This window comes from Bacillus sp. EB106-02-03-XG38, from assembly GCF_058792175.1.
Genome location: NZ_JBYTED010000002.1, coordinates 885,073 through 901,428, shown reverse-complemented (window position 1 = coordinate 901,428; position 16,356 = coordinate 885,073). Strand labels below are relative to the sequence as shown.

The window sequence follows — 16,356 nt, the reverse complement described above, 5'->3', positions numbered from 1 at the left end:
GAAGTACACTTAACAGATAAAGGTGCGATTAAAGATATACCAGCATGGTCACAAAAAGGCGGTCATGAAGTGTTAAAGCATACAGAAGAAGATGGCGAATTAAAGTTCTGGATTAAGAAGGCTTAATTATAAAAATAGGAGGCATATAAGATGAAGGTGAAAGAAGTATTAGATGTAAAAGGATTAGCATGTCCAATGCCAATTGTAAAAACAAAGAAGGCAATGGAAGTATTACAATCAGGAGAAGTATTAGAAGTACACTTAACAGATAAAGGTGCGATTAAAGATATACCAGCATGGTCACAAAAAGGCGGTCATGAAGTGTTAAAACATACGGAAGAAGCTGGTGAATTAAAGTTCTGGATCAAGAAAGCATAGCAGTTCCAGTATAAGTGGAAGATTAAGTCCTCTGCTTATTATGGAAAGGAAAGAGGATAATCATATATGTATTATATAGTTATATCTCTAATAGTATTGATGCTAGGAGTTTTAGTAAAACGTTACATCCCGGTTTTAAATGTTGCATATATTTCGTTAGAACAAGTAAGGGAAATGGAAAGTGTTGTTGTAGATGTACGCAATTATACAGAGAGTCACATTGATAACACTTCTAGAATTATGTGTATACCGTATGTGTACTTAAGCCGGTATTATCACGAAATACCAAATAAGCCTTTGCATCTTATTGTTCATAATAAAGTGGATCGGAATTTAAGTGTTCGTTTTTTAAGAAAGAAAGGGTTCCATATTCAAAGTTATAGTATATATTTGGATGGAAAAAAAGCACAGAAGGAGTTTAAATAGCTTTATGGATGTAAAGACAATATTGAATGTAATCTTAATTGTACTTGTATCGTGGTTTATTATTTCCCGCTTCTTACCAGTTAGAGGAGTAAAAAATATTTCAGGGAAAGAATTAAAACGTATGATGGGGCAAAAGAATAAACAATTCATTGATGTTCGCACAATAGGTGAGTATAGAGGGAATCATATGAAAGGATTTCAAAATATCCCGTTAAATGAGTTAGCTAGTAAAGCAAATCAGTTAGATAAAAATAAAGAAGTAATCGTTATTTGTCAGAGCGGGATGAGAAGTAAGCAAGCAGCAAAGGTATTAAAGAAATTAGAATTTCAGCACGTTATCAATGTTTCAGGCGGTATGAATGGTTTGTGAGGAGGAAATTTAAAATGAAAGAAATGACAGTAAAAGAATTAGAAGAAAAATTGTTACGTAAAGAAGAAGTAAATATCGTAGACGTACGTGAAGTAGAAGAAGTTGCCGAGGGGAAAATCCCAGAAGCATGTAACATTCCATTAGGACTATTAGAATTTCGTATGCATGAGTTGGATAAAAAGAAAGAGTATATTATCGTTTGCCGCTCTGGCGGAAGAAGTGCAAGAGCAGTTCAGTTTTTAGAGAGCTACGGTTTTCAAGCGATCAATATGGTAGGTGGTATGTTAGCGTGGGAAGGTAAAGTCTTATAGTACAGAGATAAAGTGAAACTTTAATCAGTGGGGGTTTTTGTCCATCCCACACTGATTATTAGTTGAACCAATCGGGCTTTTACGGGCAGTTGGTCCTTCACCTAACTTCTTCGCTTCCGCTGAATTTTGAGGTGGGGGTCTTACTGCCCGTTAATGCGGGATAAATGATTTGAGTCTTTTTATAAAAAACAAAATACCCCTATAGGTAATTGGAGGGAGAACAACATGGAACAACAGAAGAAAACAACAATCGTTTTATTTAGCGGAGATTATGATAAAGCGATGGCTGCTTATATTATTGCAAATGGTGCAGCGGCATACGATCAAGAGGTAACTATTTTTCATACTTTTTGGGGCTTAAATGCTTTAAGGAAAGATGAGCATGTGAAGGTAAAGAAAACTTTCATTGAAAAAGTATTTGGAAAGATGATGCCGCGTGGTGCGGATAAGATGGGATTATCAAAAATGAATTTTGCTGGTATGGGACCAAAGATGATTAAAGGTATTATGAAAAAACATAATGCGATGCCGTTACCAGATTTAATCGATTTGGCGAAAGAACAGGGGATTAAACTTGTCGCTTGTCAAATGACAGTAGATTTATTAGGGTTAAAAGAGGAAGAGATTATGGAAGGGGTAGAGTTTGCAGGAGTAGGAGCATATTTAGCAGATGCTTCAGATGGGAATGTGAACTTATTCATTTAAATCACCTTCTTTTTAGAAGGCGGGGGATATAAGATGAGCTTAGTCGTATTACTTTTTATAATTGGATTTATCGGATCGTTTATATCAGGAATGGTTGGAATTGGCGGTGCGATTATTAATTATCCGATGATCTTATACATTCCTGTATTGCTAGGATTTACTGGCTATACGTCACATGAAGTGAGTGGTATTACAGCGGTGCAAGTATTCTTTGCAACTTTTGCAGGGGCATGGGCCTATCGGAAAAGTAATGATATGGATAAAACGCTAGTTATGTATATGGGAGCTAGTATATTAGTAGGAAGTTTCATAGGGAGTTTTGGGGCTAACGTATTGGCGGAACATACGGTCAATGTTGTTTATGCAGCGTTAGCAACAATTGCTGCTATTATGATGTTCGTACCGAAACGAAATAATGGTGCTGAAGTGAAATATAATAAATGGTTAGCAAGTTTGTTAGCATTTATTGTAGGCGGAGCATCAGGCATTATAGGAGCTGGAGGTTCTTTCTTATTAGTTCCGATTATGCTAGTTATTTTAAAATTGCCGATACGCACAACAATAGCAACATCTATCGCAATTACGTTTATTTCCTCAGTAGGGATTACGACTGGAAAAGTGATAACTGGGCAAGTAGTTGTAATTCCAGCTATTATTATTGCGGTTGCAAGTATCATTGCTGCGCCGCTTGGAGCGCGAATTGGGAAGAAGATCAATCAAAAAGCATTGCAATATATGTTATCGATTTTGATTGTAGGAACTGCTGTTAAGATGTGGATTGATATGTTATCGAAATAAAAGGATGGCGCTGCTTGCAGCCCATCCTTTTATTTACGCCCAAATAACTTTCATTAAGTTTTTATATTCGTCATTTGCTAATTTATATAGCATTCTCGTATGTTCAAATACAAGTGCTGGATTGAAGTTTGGTTCTGAGAATGCAAGTGATGCTGAAATATCAATTGCATTTTGCTTGTTTAATGTGAATTTTGCAAATCGATAAGATGTGTTTAATTCATTGATAACGTGCAAAATATCATTTGTTGCTGTTGCATCCGGTACGTGAGCAACATTGAAGCAGTATATATCTACAGTAGGATGTTCGTTTTGGAAAGCAGCGATAAGTTGAATTTTTGCGCCAGCTTCTGTCTCTAATCCTACTGAAAAGTGAACAGAGCCATCATTTTCATCTATATTTTCTTCCATGTATATATCGTTTGATTTTAAGTAGTCTTTAAAATCTGAGATGTTATGTTTTACTGCAGCTTTCATATGTATGAGCCCCCTGATAATTGGAATAGATTGCTACTATTTATTATAATTTAAAAATATTAAAAAAGATAGTTAGAAAGTTCTGATTTTTAGTTTCGGATAAATAAAAAGAAGCAGTACTCTACCTACATAGAGAACTGCTTCTTTTTTATTCATTGTCGTTAGACGATGTTTCTGTGTCTGCACTGCTATTTTTTTCTTCATTGTTACTTGATTCGCGTTCACTTGAATTTTCAGACTTAGATTCTTTTGTTTTTTCTGTGCTTGTTTTCTTTGAATCCGATTCTGTTTTTGTATATGCAGGTAATCCAAGATGAGCACGAAGATCGTTTGTAACTTTTGCTAATTCTTTTTTATCTGGATTGTAGTAATACGTTCGGCCGCCACCAGCGGATTTGCTACATGTATCGTCACCTTTTTCCATATAGCAATCGTCACCTTGAATTTGTAATTTCTCGATTTCTGAATCCGATCCGTACTTATAGAATGAAAGCATATCATCAAATGTTAAGTTTGTAACGAATTGTCCGTTAATATCATCAATAATGTTACCAACTTTTGTTACAGAGCCAACACTTGTTAGTTTGTGTAAAATTGCTTCAATCACGAGCTGTTGACGTTGTCCACGCATTGCATCACTATCGATGTGGCGCGTTCTAGCAAGAGCAAGCGCTTCTTCACTATTTAGCTTTTGAACACCTTTTTTCAGGTGAATCGCATCAGCATTATCATTACTATCTTGTTCAGTAAATTCAACCGGTACATCGACTTCAATACCACCTAAATCATCGACAATTTTCATAAATGATTTGAAGTTAAACTTTACAAAGTAATCAACAGGAACATTTAGTAATTTTTCAACTGCGTCAATACTTGCTTGTGGTCCACCATCTTTTCCATTTTTAGTAGAACCGTATGCATGAGCGTGTGTAATTTTATCTTTTTTCTTTTCCACTGGAATATAAGTATATGTATCTCGTGGAATACTTAATAGTTTTACAGTTTTACTATCTTTATTAAACGTTGCAAGCAACAGTGCATCTGTTCTAATAGCTTCACCATATTCTTTTCCTCGGACATCGCTTTCATCAACACCCATTACTAAGACAGAGACATTGTTTGTAATAGGTTTTACAGCTTTATCACGTAAATCAGATTTATCACCGCGCGCTAAATCATGTGCGGCATTTCGAACAGCAGAAGATGCTTTATTTACTAAAAACCAAGTATAACCGCCACCTACTATTAAAAAGAATAGTATAACGCTTATAATAATTTTTATTTTTTTCTTACTTTTTTTCGGTTTACTGCGTGTATTTTCTTGCAAAGATGGGTTTTGCTCCATTTCCTGTACTCCTTCATTTGGATTGAAATACGACACTCATATCCACTTATTATAATGAAATTTAGCGAAAAAAAACATTACAAATCATTTACATTTCGTAAAAATTCAATTTATTTATAAAAAGTCAGATTTTATATATTTTATTTTTCAGATGTAGAATAAGTATAAGGTTTTTTAGTAGAAATGAAAATATATATTATGAGAAAGTAATAGAGAAGTAAGATTTGTTGAAATATAGCCAAGAAGAAATGAGTAGGTTTACTTGTTTCTTCTATATAATAAAGAAGAATTTGACGGATAAAGGAGAGAACATAATGAATCATACATCATTCCGAGCGATCGTTGTGAACGAAACAGAAAATAAGCAGTTTGTAAGAAACGTTGTCGAGAGAGAAGTAAGTAGTTTACCTGAGGGAGACGTATTAATACGGGTTCATTATTCTTCGTTAAATTATAAAGATGCGCTGTCAGCTACTGGTAATAAAGGTGTTACGAGAACATATCCTCATACGCCAGGTATTGATGCGGCAGGGGAAGTTGTGAGTAGTGAAGATGCTACTATTAAGATAGGAGATCAAGTCATTGTAACGGGATATGATTTAGGGATGAATACTTCTGGTGGTTTCGGAGAATATATTCGCGTGCCGGCATCTTGGGCTGTCCCTTTACCAGAGGGAATGTCATTAAAGGAAAGTATGATGTACGGAACAGCAGGTTTTACAGCGGCTTTATCAGTATATAAGCTTATGAGAGCAGGTATAACACCTAGTATGGGAGATGTTTTAGTAACGGGTGCTACAGGTGGCGTAGGGAGTGTAGCTGTAAGTATTTTAAGTAAGTTAGGATTTAATGTAGCAGGAGCAACAGGGAAAATGGAAGAGGAAGAGATGCTACTACGTCTAGGAGCGAAAAAAGTGATTCATCGCGTGGAATTGAATGATGAATCAGGAAGACCTATGTTAAAAGGGATATACGCCGGGGTTATCGATACTGTAGGTGGACATATGTTAGAAACAGCTTTAAAAATAGTAAAGTATGGTGGTTGTGTAACGACATGCGGTAATGTGGCAGGCCAGGAATTACAAACAACGGTATATCCGTTTATTTTGCGAGGCATAAGCCTTGTAGGAATAGATTCTGTGCAATGCCCAGTAGGTGTAAGAAGAGATGTGTGGGCGCTTTTAGCGAATGAATGGGAAAATAAAGAGTTACAATCTTATACAGAAGAATGTACATTAGAAGAGTTAGATGAAAAGTTTACACTTATATTGCAAGGAAAGTTAAAAGGAAGAACGGTTGTAAATATGAAATGAAAAAAGAGACGCTCAAGTTAGCGTCTCTTTCTTATTATAATGATTGTTTTAAATTGATTTTACCTTGTTCACCTAAAACACCATCAGCGATATTTACAGCGTGATCACCGATACGCTCTAAGTTACTTACCATATCAACGAAGATGATGCTTGCATCACCTGAACAGCTACGTTCGTTCAGACGTAATACGTGACGTTTACGAAGAACACGTTCCATTTGGTCAATTTTACGTTCTTTCGCAATAACAGTTTGAGCTAGTTCAGTATCGAAGTTTGTTAAAGCTTCAACTGCATCTTGTAATGTTGAAATTGTTAACTCAAGCATTTCATTTAGTTCAGCTAGTGCTTCGTCTGATAGAGAAACACGGTTTGAAATTTGGAAATCTACAAGTTCTACAAGGTTTTCTACATGATCACCGACACGTTCGATATCTCCCACGACACCTGCTAAAACAGAATGCTTTTCAGAGTCTGTTGGTGAAAGTGGTTTTTCTGATAGTAAAACTAAATACTCGGTAATTTTTTTATCTAAATTGTTAATAGCGCCCTCTAATTGAGTAGCCATATCAGCGTGTTTTTTGTCTTGTGTATTTAAAAATTGGTTTGCTTCTTTTAGTCCGTGTAATGAAAACTCAGCCATACGGATGATTTCTTTTTGAGCTTCTGTTAAAGCGATAGCTGGAGATTGCTCAATAAAGATTGGATTTAAATGTTGCGGTTTGAAATCAATAGCAGAGTCTTCACCGCGAATAAGTTTTGTTACAATCCATGCTAATACAGCGATGAACGGGAATTGGATCACTGCATTTGTTACGTTAAATGTTCCGTGTGCAAATGCAATTGTCATTTCTGGATTTAAGTTTAATGATGTTTGGAAATATTGAATTAAGCTTGTAAACGGTACTAATAAAATCGTAAAGATAATTGTACCGACGATATTAAAGATAACGTGAACTAATGCTGCACGTCTTGCTGCAATAGAAGTACCGATTGCTGCTAATACAGCTGTAATTGTTGTACCGATGTTATCACCGAATAATACAGGAAGGGCAGCTTGTAAATCGATTGCACCTTGACCGAATAGTTCTTGTAAAATACCGATTGTCGCACTTGAACTTTGTACAATTAAAGTGAAGACTGTACCAACAACAACTCCTAAAATTGGGTTGTCACTCATGCTAACTGTTAATTCCTGGAATGACTCTAAAGAACGAAGAGGTTTCATACCTGCGCTCATTAATTCTAGACCGAAGAATAACATACCAAAACCGAATATAACTTGACCTAAAGAATGTACTTTTTTATTTTTAAAGAAGAATAATAAGATAGCTCCAACTGCCATAATTGGAAGTGCGTATTCTCCGATTTTAATTCCGATAATAAATGCGGTAACTGTCGTTCCGATGTTCGCACCCATAATAACACCAATTGCTTGTCTTAATGTCATAAATCCGGCACTTACAAGTCCGACTGTTAAAGCGGTTGTTCCTGAACTTGATTGGATTAATACAGTAACTAACATACCTGCTAATACACCCATCAGTGGGTTTGTTGTAAAGCGATCTAGAATATCGCGAAGACGATCTCCAGCTGCTTGTTGCAGTCCATCGCCCATGTATTTAATCCCGAATAAGAAAATACCTAATCCACCAATGAACTGGAAGATCATATCTTGAACATTATATTCCACGCATTCCACTCCTTAAATTTCATGTACGATGTAATTATTAACTGAACCTTGAGGCACTGTAAACGGTTTGCTAGTAAAATTTACACTAAATTTACAAAGAGAAGAAAAGTTTACAATTCCTTAAAGAAACAGCTGTATTTTATTGGTTTTCATCCTATATAAATCTTAATTTTGTAAAGAAATCAAACTTTTTAGAATAGTGTTGTTCAGTTGAATATGAAGGAAAGCGTCTGCGAGTTCATCGTATATTTTTTGATGAAAGTTAAAAAAATATGTAGGAAAATGCATGTAGTTTTATAACATTGAAAATACGATAAAAAAGCCACTGAAATTATCCAGCAGCTTTTTCTCTGTTTTTATCTCCATGCTTTTGTTTCCTTACATTTGTTATGTAAATGAACAGGAAAGCAATAAGTAGTAGAGAGGAATAGCGATATACAGTTGCGTAGTTTGTAAAATGTGCAATGAATCCAAATATAATTGCGCCAGCACCAATTCCAAGGTCAAATGCTGAGAAGAATGTAGCGGTAGCGACGCCTCGTCGGTGCGGTGCTACTCGGTCGATCATCCATGCTTGCAGTGCAGGTTGAATCGCTCCAAAGCCACTTCCGTAACATGCTGCTGCAATAATTAAACTCGGAATAGTAGTTGTGTACGACAACAAAATAATACCTGTAAACGTAATAATAACTCCTGGAATAATGACAAATGTGTGACCTTTTGCATCATATAACTTTCCAGAAAACGGACGAGTGACAGCAATTGCAAGTGCATTAAATAAGAAGAAGAGACTTATATCAGCAATTCCGACTTCCGTAGCAAATAATGTAATAAAGCTCCCGATACCTCCGTACATTAATGTAATACATAATATTAATAATGAAGGAAGTAAAGCTTTGCGCTCAATAAATCCATCGAGAAAGGTACCAGATGTTTGCTGTGGTGGTTGCGGCGATTTTTTGATTTGAAGTAGTTTCGTTAATATTAATGAAATAATCGTGCAGGAAAGTGCACATAAAAAAAGAATTGTGAAGTTATATGTTTGCATAAGCCAAAGTCCGATAAGTGGACCGAGCGCCATTGCAATCGTTCCAGAAAGGCCGAAATATCCCATACCTTCACCGCGGCGAGCTTGCGGAATTAAATCTGAAACGACAGTTCCATATGTAGTCGTTGTAATACCAAAGCCAGCTCCGTGTAAAATTCGAACGGCAAGCAATAGGAAAACGGTTGAAGCGAAAAGGTAACTGCCCATAGCGAGTAAACAAATTGCAGTACCAATCATTAAAATGATTTTTTTGCTGAACTTTTGCAAGGCATTTCCCGTTAGCGGTCTAACAAAAAGTGCTGCAACGGTAAACATACCGACAACTAATCCGATATTGGAACTTGTGCCGCCAATTTCTTTCACATAAACAGGCAAAGTAGGAATTAACATTTGAAACCCTAAAAACATACATAAGTTTGCTAGAATTAGCGCAACAAACTCTTTCGTCCATAACGGTTCTCGTTTTACGAGTATTGCCTCTCCCATATATTCATCCCCTATATAAAATTTCTCTGTTCTTTCGAGTATATGTATTGGTCAATGTAACAGTCAAGGAAGGTGCCTTGAAAACGTATAACAATTTTCGAGGTGGAAAAACTGACAAATTTGTGTAAAAGCTACACAACTATGAAAAAAAGTTGTAAAGTATAGATGTATAGACTTGTGGTTGTTATGAATGATAGAAATTGTTTTTTCTTAAAAGAAAGCGGATTCAAAAAGTAGTGAACGAGAAGGGGATATATACTTTTTCACTACATATATTTGAAAAGGTTTACAAAACAATGAAGAAAGAGGCGTGTACATATGAGACGATTAGGTATTTCTATTTATCCAGAACATTCAACAGTAGAGAAAGATAAGGAATATTTAACATTAGCAAGTAAATACGGATTTACACGTGTATTCACATGCTTATTGTCTGTAGATGGAGAGAAAGAGAAAATTATAGAAGAGTTTAAAGAAACGATCTCTCATGCAAATGCATTAGGGTTCCAAGTATTAGTCGATATTAGTCCATCTGTCTTTACACAATTAGGTATTTCATATAACGATTTATCGTTCTTCCATGAATTAGGTGCGTACGGTATTCGTTTAGATGTTGGATTCTCTGGTTTAGAAGAATCAATTATGACTTACAATCCATATGGCTTGAAAATTGAAATTAATATGAGTAACGGTACGAAATATGTTGATAACATCATGAGCCATAGACCAAATCGTGAAAATTTAATTGGGTGCCATAATTTTTATCCGCATCGTTATTCAGGATTATCATACGATCATTTCATTAAATGCTCGAAACAATTTAAAGATTACGGTATGAGAACGGCTGCTTTTATTTCATCATTTGATGCAACATACGGACCTTGGCCAGTAACAGAAGGATTATGTACGTTAGAGCAGCATCGTGAATTACCGATGACAACACAGGCGAAGCATTTGTTTGCGACAGAATTAATTGATGATGTGATTATTGCGAATGCGTATGCATCAGAAAAAGAATTAGAGGCATTAGGTGCATTAAATAAAGAAAAACAAACTTTTGATATAGAGTTATATGATACAACAACAGAATTAGAAAAAATTATTGTATTAGAGGAACCGCATTTTTATCGCGGAGATGTATCTGAATACATGATTCGCTCGACACAAAGTCGTGTGAAGTATAAGAAAGAAGAATTCAAACCACATAATACACGCGAAATTAAACGCGGAGATCTTTTAATTGATAATGAACAGTATGGTCAATATAAAGGTGAATTACAAATTGCTTTAAAAGATATGGTGAACACAGGAAAAACAAATGTAGTTGGCCGAATTGTGGAAGAAGAAATTTTCTTATTAGATTATTTACAAGCATGGGATAAATTCGGGTTTACATTAAAGAAATAGATTAAATAAAAAAGGAAAAAACTACTGACCTCAGCAGCTTTTTCCTTTTTATATAATTGCGAGAGGAAGAGCTATGACAAAGGTGTATCAGCGATTAGTTTCTATTTTAGAGGAGTTTTTAGAAGAGAAATCGATGTTAAATCGAGCTTTTTTAGCGAGCCGTTTACATGTATCAACGAAGACGATTCAAAAAGATATAAAATTATTAAATGATATATTGGAAGAAAACGGAGCGAAAATTGAATCGCAAAGAGGGACTGGATACGAACTAGAAATTATACAAACGAAGAAGTTTGAAGAGTTTTGCGTGGGGCTATTTCAAAAACAGACGGAAAAAATCCCAACTTCTTATGAAGAAAGGATAGCGTACATTCTGCAACGTATTTTAACGACAGAGGGATATGTGAAGCTTTCACAGTTAGCAGAGGAGATTTATGTAAGTAAATCTACTGTAAATTTAATTATGAAAGATGTGACAGATATATGTGGTCGTTATCAATTACAAATTGAAAAGAGACCGTATTATGGTATACGTATTGTGGGAGAGGAGTTTCATATTCGTTCTTGTTTATCACAATATGGTTTACCGCGTTATGATCATACGCCGTTTCATGAGCAATTTGAGCAGAGTGATACATATGTATCGTTACCTCATATACCACTTATCCGTTCGGTTATATTAAAGTATATCGAGGGAGGAACGATATATTTATCAGATATAGAGATTGATAATTTAGTCATTCATATTGCGATCGCGTTAAAGCGTTGTGAAGATCAACATTATATGAAAGGGCTAAATAAGGAACAAGCTGAACTTATCATAAAGAAAGAATATACAATTGCGAAAGAGATTGTAGGAGATTTAGAGAAAGCGTTGCATCTTTCATTTCCCGAAGAAGAAGTTTTATATGTAACGATGCATTTATTAAGTACTGCTGTTACAGCGAAAGATCGTTATGAAAATGTGGAAGAGTTATTAGGAAAAGATTTATATGCATTCATGCAACATATTCTTTTTAAAGTCGCAGAAGAACGCAATCTTATTTTTTATTATGATGAAGAATTATTATTTGGATTTGGTGTTCATTTAAAAACGTTATTAAATCGTTTGAAGTATAAGTTAAATACGAGAAATCCTCTTTTGGCAGAAGTGAAAAAGAATTATCCGTATGCTTTTGAAATTGCGGTTCTCGTTGGAGATATAATTGGTGAATATACGGGAGAATCAATTCCAGAAAGTGAAATTGGTTATATTGCGATTCACTTTGGCGGAGCGATGAGTCGTTTGCAGGAACAGAATCAAAAGAAAAGATGTTTATTAGTTTGTGCGACTGGTCAAGGAAGCGCCCAGCTATTGAAATATAAAATTTTATCACAGTTCCGAGATAAATTAGAGATTGTAGGGATTACAGGCTATTATCAATTGAAAGTAGAAGATCTTTATAAAGAAAAGATAGATTGTATTATTAGTACGATTCATATACCAAGTGGTTTGCCTGTACCTGTTATAAAAGTAAACTCAATATTTGATGATAAAGAGATTAAGTCAATCGGTCAGCAGTTGTTTACGCATGTGAATACTAGTGTGCAGCAGTATATAAAGGAAGATTTAATCTTTTTAAATCATAGTGCTTCTACGAAAGAAGAGGTTATCCAATTTTTATGTAAGAAAGCAGTTGAGAAAAATTATGTACCAGAAAACTTTTATGACTCTGTTATGGAAAGAGAGAATACATCTCCTACAGCGGTTGGGAATTTAGTTGCGATTCCACATCCGATGCAGTTATTAAGTGAGAAAACATTTTTGATGTTTTGTACACTTGATAAAGCGGTTGACTGGGGAGATAAGAAGGTACAAGTTATTATTTTATTTAGTGTAAAGCGCAATAATAATGAAGATTTACAAAAGCTTTATGATTTTTTATATGATATTATGTCTAGTCAAAGTGTGATAGAGAAATTAACGCATGTTGAAGTAATTGAAGATTTCCAAGAAGTATTACTGTCTATATAAAAAGTATGTAAAAACTTCCGTTATACAACGGAAGTTTTTTATGTTTAATTGTATGCGTTTTCATAATAAGATAACAATATAGAAAAAAGATAGCTTGGGGGAATTTAAAATGACTGATATGCAAACTCCATTTGCGTTAATTTTACATGGTGGCAACGCGAGAAGCGCGTCACTGGAAGCAATTGCTTTTGCAAGACAAGGAGATTTTAAGAATGCGAGTGAAAAGATGACACTTGCTAGTGAAGAAATTTCAGCAGCTCATCGCATTCAAACTGACTTAATTCAAGAAGAAGCAAGAGGAAATCATGCAGAAATCAGTTTGCTGTTAGTGCATGCACAAGATCATTTAATGAATGCAATTACAGTGAAAGAACTTGCTGAAGAATTTATCGCTCTTCATAAACGAGTGGAAGAGAAAGTGACAGTATAAGATGTACATTTTATTATGTTGTGCAGCAGGCATGTCAACGAGTATGGTTGTAAGGAAAATGCAAGAAGAGGCAATGAAACAAGGGAAGGATTATAAAATTAAAGCAGTTGATTCAGAACTTGTGAAACTGGAAATAAAAAATGCTGATGTTGTTTTAATCGGACCACAAGTGAAGTATTTGTTTCCAGCGGTACAGTTCCTTGCGAACTCATACGATATACCGGTCGCAATAATAGAACAGCGAGACTATGGCATGTGTGATGGTTTAAAAGTACTGAAACAAGCAGAACAATTAGTTTTAGCATAATTATATTTTTTTAAATATAAACATTATAATGTTATAACTTTATTTCATTCTTTCGTAGTAAAGAGAAAGAGGAGGGGTATTGATGAATGGTTTTATGAGTTTTATGGAACAAAAGATTATGCCAACAACGCAAAAGATTGCAGGACAACGACATTTATTAGCAATTCGAAACGGAGTTATTTCTACATTGCCGTTAACGATTGTCGGATCATTTTTCGTTATCTTTTTAAATTTACCAATTGATGCATATATGGAGTGGATTGCACCGTTTCGCCATATTTTAGATATTCCATTCCGATTTACAGTAGGACTAATGGCGTTATACGCAGCATTTGGGGTAGGAGCTTCACTCGCGAACTTTTATCAGCTCAATCAGTTAAGTGCAGGGTTATTATCTGTACTCGCCTTTTTACTAGCATCAGTTGAACCAATTCAAATTACGAAAGCTGTACCAGGCGTTATTGATGCAGGTAGATACATTTCAGTAGGAACATTAAGTGCAACATCTTTATTCGGAGCAATCGTTACAGCTTTAATTGCAGTAGAAATTTATCACTTTATGATTAAGCATAATATCTCGATTAAATTACCAGATAGTGTACCACCAGCAGTTTCAAATTCGTTTGCAGCATTAATTCCAACTTTAGTCGTTATTCTTTTATTCTGGGGTATTCGTTACGGTTTAAAATTTGATGTAAATACAACAATCACATATTTAATCGCACCACTAAAATCAGTATTAGTAGGAAATAATTTATTCGGTGGTTTATTAACAGTATTCTTAATCGTGTTCTTCTGGTCATTCGGTATACATGGTCCTGCGATTTTAGGACCAATCATTCGTCCGATGTGGGATTCAGCAATTCTTGAAAATATGGAAGTATTCACAGCTACAGGAAATGCACATCAATTACCAAACTTATTTACAGAGCAATTTATTCAATGGTTCGTATGGATTGGTGGATCAGGCTCAACGTTAGCTTTAGTTATTATGTTTATGTTCTCTAAATCTAAGTTCCTAAAAGAGTTAGGTAGATTATCATTTGTGCCAGGTTTATTCAATATTAACGAACCGATTATTTTCGGGGCACCAATTGTAATGAACCCAATCTTAATTATTCCATTCGTTATTACACCGTTAGTGACAACGACAGTATCATATTTCGCAGTTGTTTCAGGGATGATTCCGCTGATGATGGCGAAATTGCCATTTACGATGTTAGCACCAATTGCAGCGGTTATTAGTACGGACTGGACAATTATGGCTGGTGTACTTGTACTTGTTAACTTTGTTATCTCATTCGTTATTTACTATCCGTTCTTCAAAATGTATGAGAAACAACAAGTAGCAGGAGAGGAGAAAGAAAAATGCTCGGAGCAATTATCATCTTAATTACATTCGTAGCGGGGCAGTGTATTGCGCATTATTCAAAATGGGTACAAAGTAGATCTTTATTAGTTTTACTACTCGTATCAATTTTATTTATCGGTTGCTCAATGGGTGCTTATGTAATGTTAGGATTACAATCACCATACGTAATTATTGTACCAACGATTTTATGTGCAACATGTTTATCTGCAAAATATAGATTTACGAGCATGGCATTAATACAACGTGTGAAGGAGATGCAAAAGCATGGAGCGTAAATTAGGAATTTCACTTTATCCAGAGCATTCAACGAAAGAACAAGATATGGCATATATTTCGGCAGCGGCACGCCACGGTTTTTCAAGAATATTCACATGTCTTTTATCCGTGAATCGTCCGAAAGAAGAAATTGTAGCTGAATTTAAAGAAATTATTAATCATGCAAAAGATCATAATATGGAAGTTATTTTAGATGTAGCTCCGGCGGTATTTGATCAACTTGGTATTAGCTATAGCGATCTATCGTTCTTTGCAGAGTTAGGTGCAGATGGTATTCGTTTAGATTTAGGTTTTGACGGATTAACAGAAGCGAAAATGACAAATAACCCGTACGGCTTAAAAATTGAACTGAACGTAAGTAATGATATTGCATACTTAGAAAATATTCTTTCGCATCAGGCGAATAAATCAGCTTTAATTGGTTGTCATAACTTTTATCCGCAAAAATTTACTGGTCTTCCGTATGATTATTTCATTCGCTGTAGTGAACGTTTTAAAAAACACGGTATTCGCACGGCAGCGTTTATTACGTCACATGCAGCTAACATCGGTCCATGGGATATTAATGACGGACTATGTACGTTAGAAGAGCATCGTAACTTACCAATTGAAGTACAAGCGAAACATTTATGGGCAACAGGGCTAATCGATGATGTGATTATCGGAAATGCTTATGCGAGTGAAGACGAGTTAGAGAAACTAGGAAACTTAAACCGTTACATGTTACAGCTAAAGGTACACTTTGTAGACGAAGCGACTGAAGTAGAGAAGAAAGCGACACTGCAAGAATTACACGTAAGACGCGGCGACATAACAGAATATATGGTGCGCTCTACAGAAGTGCGTAAAAAATACAAAGACTATGACTTCCCAGTGCGCGAAAGTGTATTACAGGAAAGAGGGCAAGTTGTAATTGGTAACAACTCATTTGGTAAATATAAAGGCGAACTACAAATCATTCTAAAAGAAATGCCGATAGATGAACGGAAAAATATTGTCGGTACAATTGCAGAAGAAGAGTTATTCTTACTAGATTATGTAGGAGCTTGGACACAGTTTACTTGTGTGGAATAGGGAAGGAGAGGATGCTATGGCATCCTCTTTTTTCTGTTGAAATAGTAATCTATCATATATAAAATGCAAAGAGATAGATTTAATTTGGACGGGAGAGAAGGAGAAAGAATGAAAGAATCATAAAAAAAGAGT

General features: G+C 35.2%; 19 protein-coding genes. 15 read left to right on the top strand and 4 right to left on the bottom strand.

Annotated elements, in window-relative coordinates:
* The first annotated feature begins 27 nt into the window (after positions 1-27).
* The 7 genes from AC3WTI_RS14015 to AC3WTI_RS13985 all read left to right on the top strand — a co-directional run bounded on the left by AC3WTI_RS14015 (position 28) and on the right by AC3WTI_RS13985 (position 2,988).
* Positions 28-126, top strand: a complete 99-nt coding sequence (locus tag AC3WTI_RS14015; protein WP_492304374.1) for a sulfurtransferase TusA family protein — start codon at positions 28-30, stop codon at positions 124-126.
* 24 nt (positions 127-150) lie between these two features.
* Positions 151-378, top strand: coding sequence for a sulfurtransferase TusA family protein (locus AC3WTI_RS14010; RefSeq protein ID WP_097840873.1), 228 nt, complete (start codon positions 151-153; stop codon positions 376-378).
* Between the two features lie 66 nt (positions 379-444).
* Entirely contained in the window at positions 445-804 is a 360-nt protein-coding gene (locus tag AC3WTI_RS14005) for a sulfurtransferase (protein ID WP_087957444.1), read from the top strand.
* 4 nt (positions 805-808) lie between these two features.
* Positions 809-1,174: a rhodanese-like domain-containing protein gene (locus tag AC3WTI_RS14000; protein WP_087957445.1), complete on the top strand. Its 366-nt coding sequence runs from the start codon at positions 809-811 to the stop codon at positions 1,172-1,174.
* Between the two features lie 14 nt (positions 1,175-1,188).
* Positions 1,189-1,485, top strand: coding sequence for a rhodanese-like domain-containing protein (locus tag AC3WTI_RS13995; protein WP_087957446.1), 297 nt, complete (start codon positions 1,189-1,191; stop codon positions 1,483-1,485).
* A gap of 225 nt (positions 1,486-1,710) precedes the next feature.
* Positions 1,711-2,190, top strand: coding sequence for a DsrE/DsrF/DrsH-like family protein (locus AC3WTI_RS13990; protein WP_000437728.1), 480 nt, complete (start codon positions 1,711-1,713; stop codon positions 2,188-2,190).
* A 33-nt stretch (positions 2,191-2,223) separates the two neighbouring features.
* A complete protein-coding gene (locus tag AC3WTI_RS13985) occupies positions 2,224-2,988 on the top strand; it encodes a sulfite exporter TauE/SafE family protein (protein WP_097840874.1) in 765 nt (254 codons plus the stop codon).
* A 33-nt stretch (positions 2,989-3,021) separates the two neighbouring features.
* On the opposite strand, the gene AC3WTI_RS13980 is transcribed toward AC3WTI_RS13985, so the two are convergent.
* Both AC3WTI_RS13980 and AC3WTI_RS13975 read right to left on the bottom strand, forming a co-directional pair.
* Positions 3,022-3,462, bottom strand: coding sequence for a hypothetical protein (locus AC3WTI_RS13980; RefSeq protein ID WP_048526307.1), 441 nt, complete (start codon positions 3,460-3,462; stop codon positions 3,022-3,024).
* Between the two features lie 148 nt (positions 3,463-3,610).
* Positions 3,611-4,807: an LCP family protein gene (locus tag AC3WTI_RS13975; protein ID WP_097840875.1), complete on the bottom strand. Its 1,197-nt coding sequence runs from the start codon at positions 4,805-4,807 to the stop codon at positions 3,611-3,613.
* 314 nt (positions 4,808-5,121) lie between these two features.
* Between AC3WTI_RS13975 and AC3WTI_RS13970 the strand changes: the two genes are divergently transcribed.
* Entirely contained in the window at positions 5,122-6,120 is a 999-nt protein-coding gene (locus AC3WTI_RS13970; protein WP_097840876.1) for a YhdH/YhfP family quinone oxidoreductase, read from the top strand.
* 34 nt (positions 6,121-6,154) lie between these two features.
* On the opposite strand, the gene AC3WTI_RS13965 is transcribed toward AC3WTI_RS13970, so the two are convergent.
* Both AC3WTI_RS13965 and AC3WTI_RS13960 read right to left on the bottom strand, forming a co-directional pair.
* On the bottom strand, positions 6,155-7,810 hold the full coding sequence (locus AC3WTI_RS13965; protein WP_087957450.1) for a Na/Pi cotransporter family protein: 1,656 nt from the start codon (positions 7,808-7,810) through the stop codon (positions 6,155-6,157).
* A 331-nt stretch (positions 7,811-8,141) separates the two neighbouring features.
* Positions 8,142-9,344, bottom strand: a complete 1,203-nt coding sequence (locus AC3WTI_RS13960) for an MFS transporter (RefSeq protein ID WP_087957451.1) — start codon at positions 9,342-9,344, stop codon at positions 8,142-8,144.
* 318 nt (positions 9,345-9,662) lie between these two features.
* Here AC3WTI_RS13960 and AC3WTI_RS13955 point away from each other — a divergent pair, with 318 nt between their 5' ends.
* The 7 genes from AC3WTI_RS13955 to AC3WTI_RS13925 all read left to right on the top strand — a co-directional run bounded on the left by AC3WTI_RS13955 (position 9,663) and on the right by AC3WTI_RS13925 (position 16,224).
* Positions 9,663-10,751, top strand: a complete 1,089-nt coding sequence (locus tag AC3WTI_RS13955) for a DUF871 domain-containing protein (RefSeq protein ID WP_087957452.1) — start codon at positions 9,663-9,665, stop codon at positions 10,749-10,751.
* A gap of 73 nt (positions 10,752-10,824) precedes the next feature.
* Positions 10,825-12,765 (top strand): BglG family transcription antiterminator, encoded by a 1,941-nt coding sequence (locus AC3WTI_RS13950; RefSeq protein WP_144488321.1) that lies wholly within the window; start codon positions 10,825-10,827, stop codon positions 12,763-12,765.
* 109 nt (positions 12,766-12,874) lie between these two features.
* Complete coding sequence (locus tag AC3WTI_RS13945) at positions 12,875-13,195, top strand: PTS lactose/cellobiose transporter subunit IIA (RefSeq protein ID WP_087957454.1); 321 nt, start codon at positions 12,875-12,877, stop codon at positions 13,193-13,195.
* 1 nt (position 13,196) lies between these two features.
* Complete coding sequence (locus AC3WTI_RS13940) at positions 13,197-13,502, top strand: PTS sugar transporter subunit IIB (protein WP_087957455.1); 306 nt, start codon at positions 13,197-13,199, stop codon at positions 13,500-13,502.
* Positions 13,503-13,584: 82 nt separating this feature from the next.
* Positions 13,585-14,895, top strand: coding sequence for a PTS sugar transporter subunit IIC (locus tag AC3WTI_RS13935; protein WP_001013061.1), 1,311 nt, complete (start codon positions 13,585-13,587; stop codon positions 14,893-14,895).
* Positions 14,871-15,149 carry a hypothetical protein gene (locus AC3WTI_RS13930; RefSeq protein ID WP_087957456.1) on the top strand — a complete coding sequence of 93 codons (279 nt, stop codon included), beginning with the start codon at positions 14,871-14,873 and terminating at the stop codon, positions 15,147-15,149. Before AC3WTI_RS13935 ends, AC3WTI_RS13930 begins: the two co-directional genes overlap by 25 nt.
* Positions 15,139-16,224, top strand: a complete 1,086-nt coding sequence (locus AC3WTI_RS13925; protein ID WP_087957457.1) for a DUF871 domain-containing protein — start codon at positions 15,139-15,141, stop codon at positions 16,222-16,224. Before AC3WTI_RS13930 ends, AC3WTI_RS13925 begins: the two co-directional genes overlap by 11 nt.
* Positions 16,225-16,356: the final 132 nt, after the last annotated feature.

Bases quoted from the DNA above. Each gene is read 5' to 3' on its own strand.
- AC3WTI_RS14010 (WP_097840873.1), top strand. From the start codon at position 151: ATGAAGGTGAAAGAAGTATTAGATGTAAAAGGATTAGCATGTCCAATG.
- AC3WTI_RS14005 (WP_087957444.1), top strand. From the start codon at position 445: ATGTATTATATAGTTATATCTCTAATAGTATTGATGCTAGGAGTTTTA.
- AC3WTI_RS14000 (WP_087957445.1), top strand. From the start codon at position 809: ATGGATGTAAAGACAATATTGAATGTAATCTTAATTGTACTTGTATCG.
- AC3WTI_RS13995 (WP_087957446.1), top strand. From the start codon at position 1,189: ATGAAAGAAATGACAGTAAAAGAATTAGAAGAAAAATTGTTACGTAAA.
- AC3WTI_RS13990 (WP_000437728.1), top strand. From the start codon at position 1,711: ATGGAACAACAGAAGAAAACAACAATCGTTTTATTTAGCGGAGATTAT.
- AC3WTI_RS13985 (WP_097840874.1), top strand. From the start codon at position 2,224: ATGAGCTTAGTCGTATTACTTTTTATAATTGGATTTATCGGATCGTTT.
- AC3WTI_RS13980 (WP_048526307.1), bottom strand. From the start codon at position 3,462: ATGAAAGCTGCAGTAAAACATAACATCTCAGATTTTAAAGACTACTTA.
- AC3WTI_RS13975 (WP_097840875.1), bottom strand. From the start codon at position 4,807: ATGGAGCAAAACCCATCTTTGCAAGAAAATACACGCAGTAAACCGAAA.
- AC3WTI_RS13970 (WP_097840876.1), top strand. From the start codon at position 5,122: ATGAATCATACATCATTCCGAGCGATCGTTGTGAACGAAACAGAAAAT.
- AC3WTI_RS13960 (WP_087957451.1), bottom strand. From the start codon at position 9,344: ATGGGAGAGGCAATACTCGTAAAACGAGAACCGTTATGGACGAAAGAG.
- AC3WTI_RS13955 (WP_087957452.1), top strand. From the start codon at position 9,663: ATGAGACGATTAGGTATTTCTATTTATCCAGAACATTCAACAGTAGAG.
- AC3WTI_RS13950 (WP_144488321.1), top strand. From the start codon at position 10,825: ATGACAAAGGTGTATCAGCGATTAGTTTCTATTTTAGAGGAGTTTTTA.
- AC3WTI_RS13945 (WP_087957454.1), top strand. From the start codon at position 12,875: ATGACTGATATGCAAACTCCATTTGCGTTAATTTTACATGGTGGCAAC.
- AC3WTI_RS13940 (WP_087957455.1), top strand. From the start codon at position 13,197: ATGTACATTTTATTATGTTGTGCAGCAGGCATGTCAACGAGTATGGTT.
- AC3WTI_RS13935 (WP_001013061.1), top strand. From the start codon at position 13,585: ATGAATGGTTTTATGAGTTTTATGGAACAAAAGATTATGCCAACAACG.
- AC3WTI_RS13930 (WP_087957456.1), top strand. From the start codon at position 14,871: ATGCTCGGAGCAATTATCATCTTAATTACATTCGTAGCGGGGCAGTGT.
- AC3WTI_RS13925 (WP_087957457.1), top strand. From the start codon at position 15,139: ATGGAGCGTAAATTAGGAATTTCACTTTATCCAGAGCATTCAACGAAA.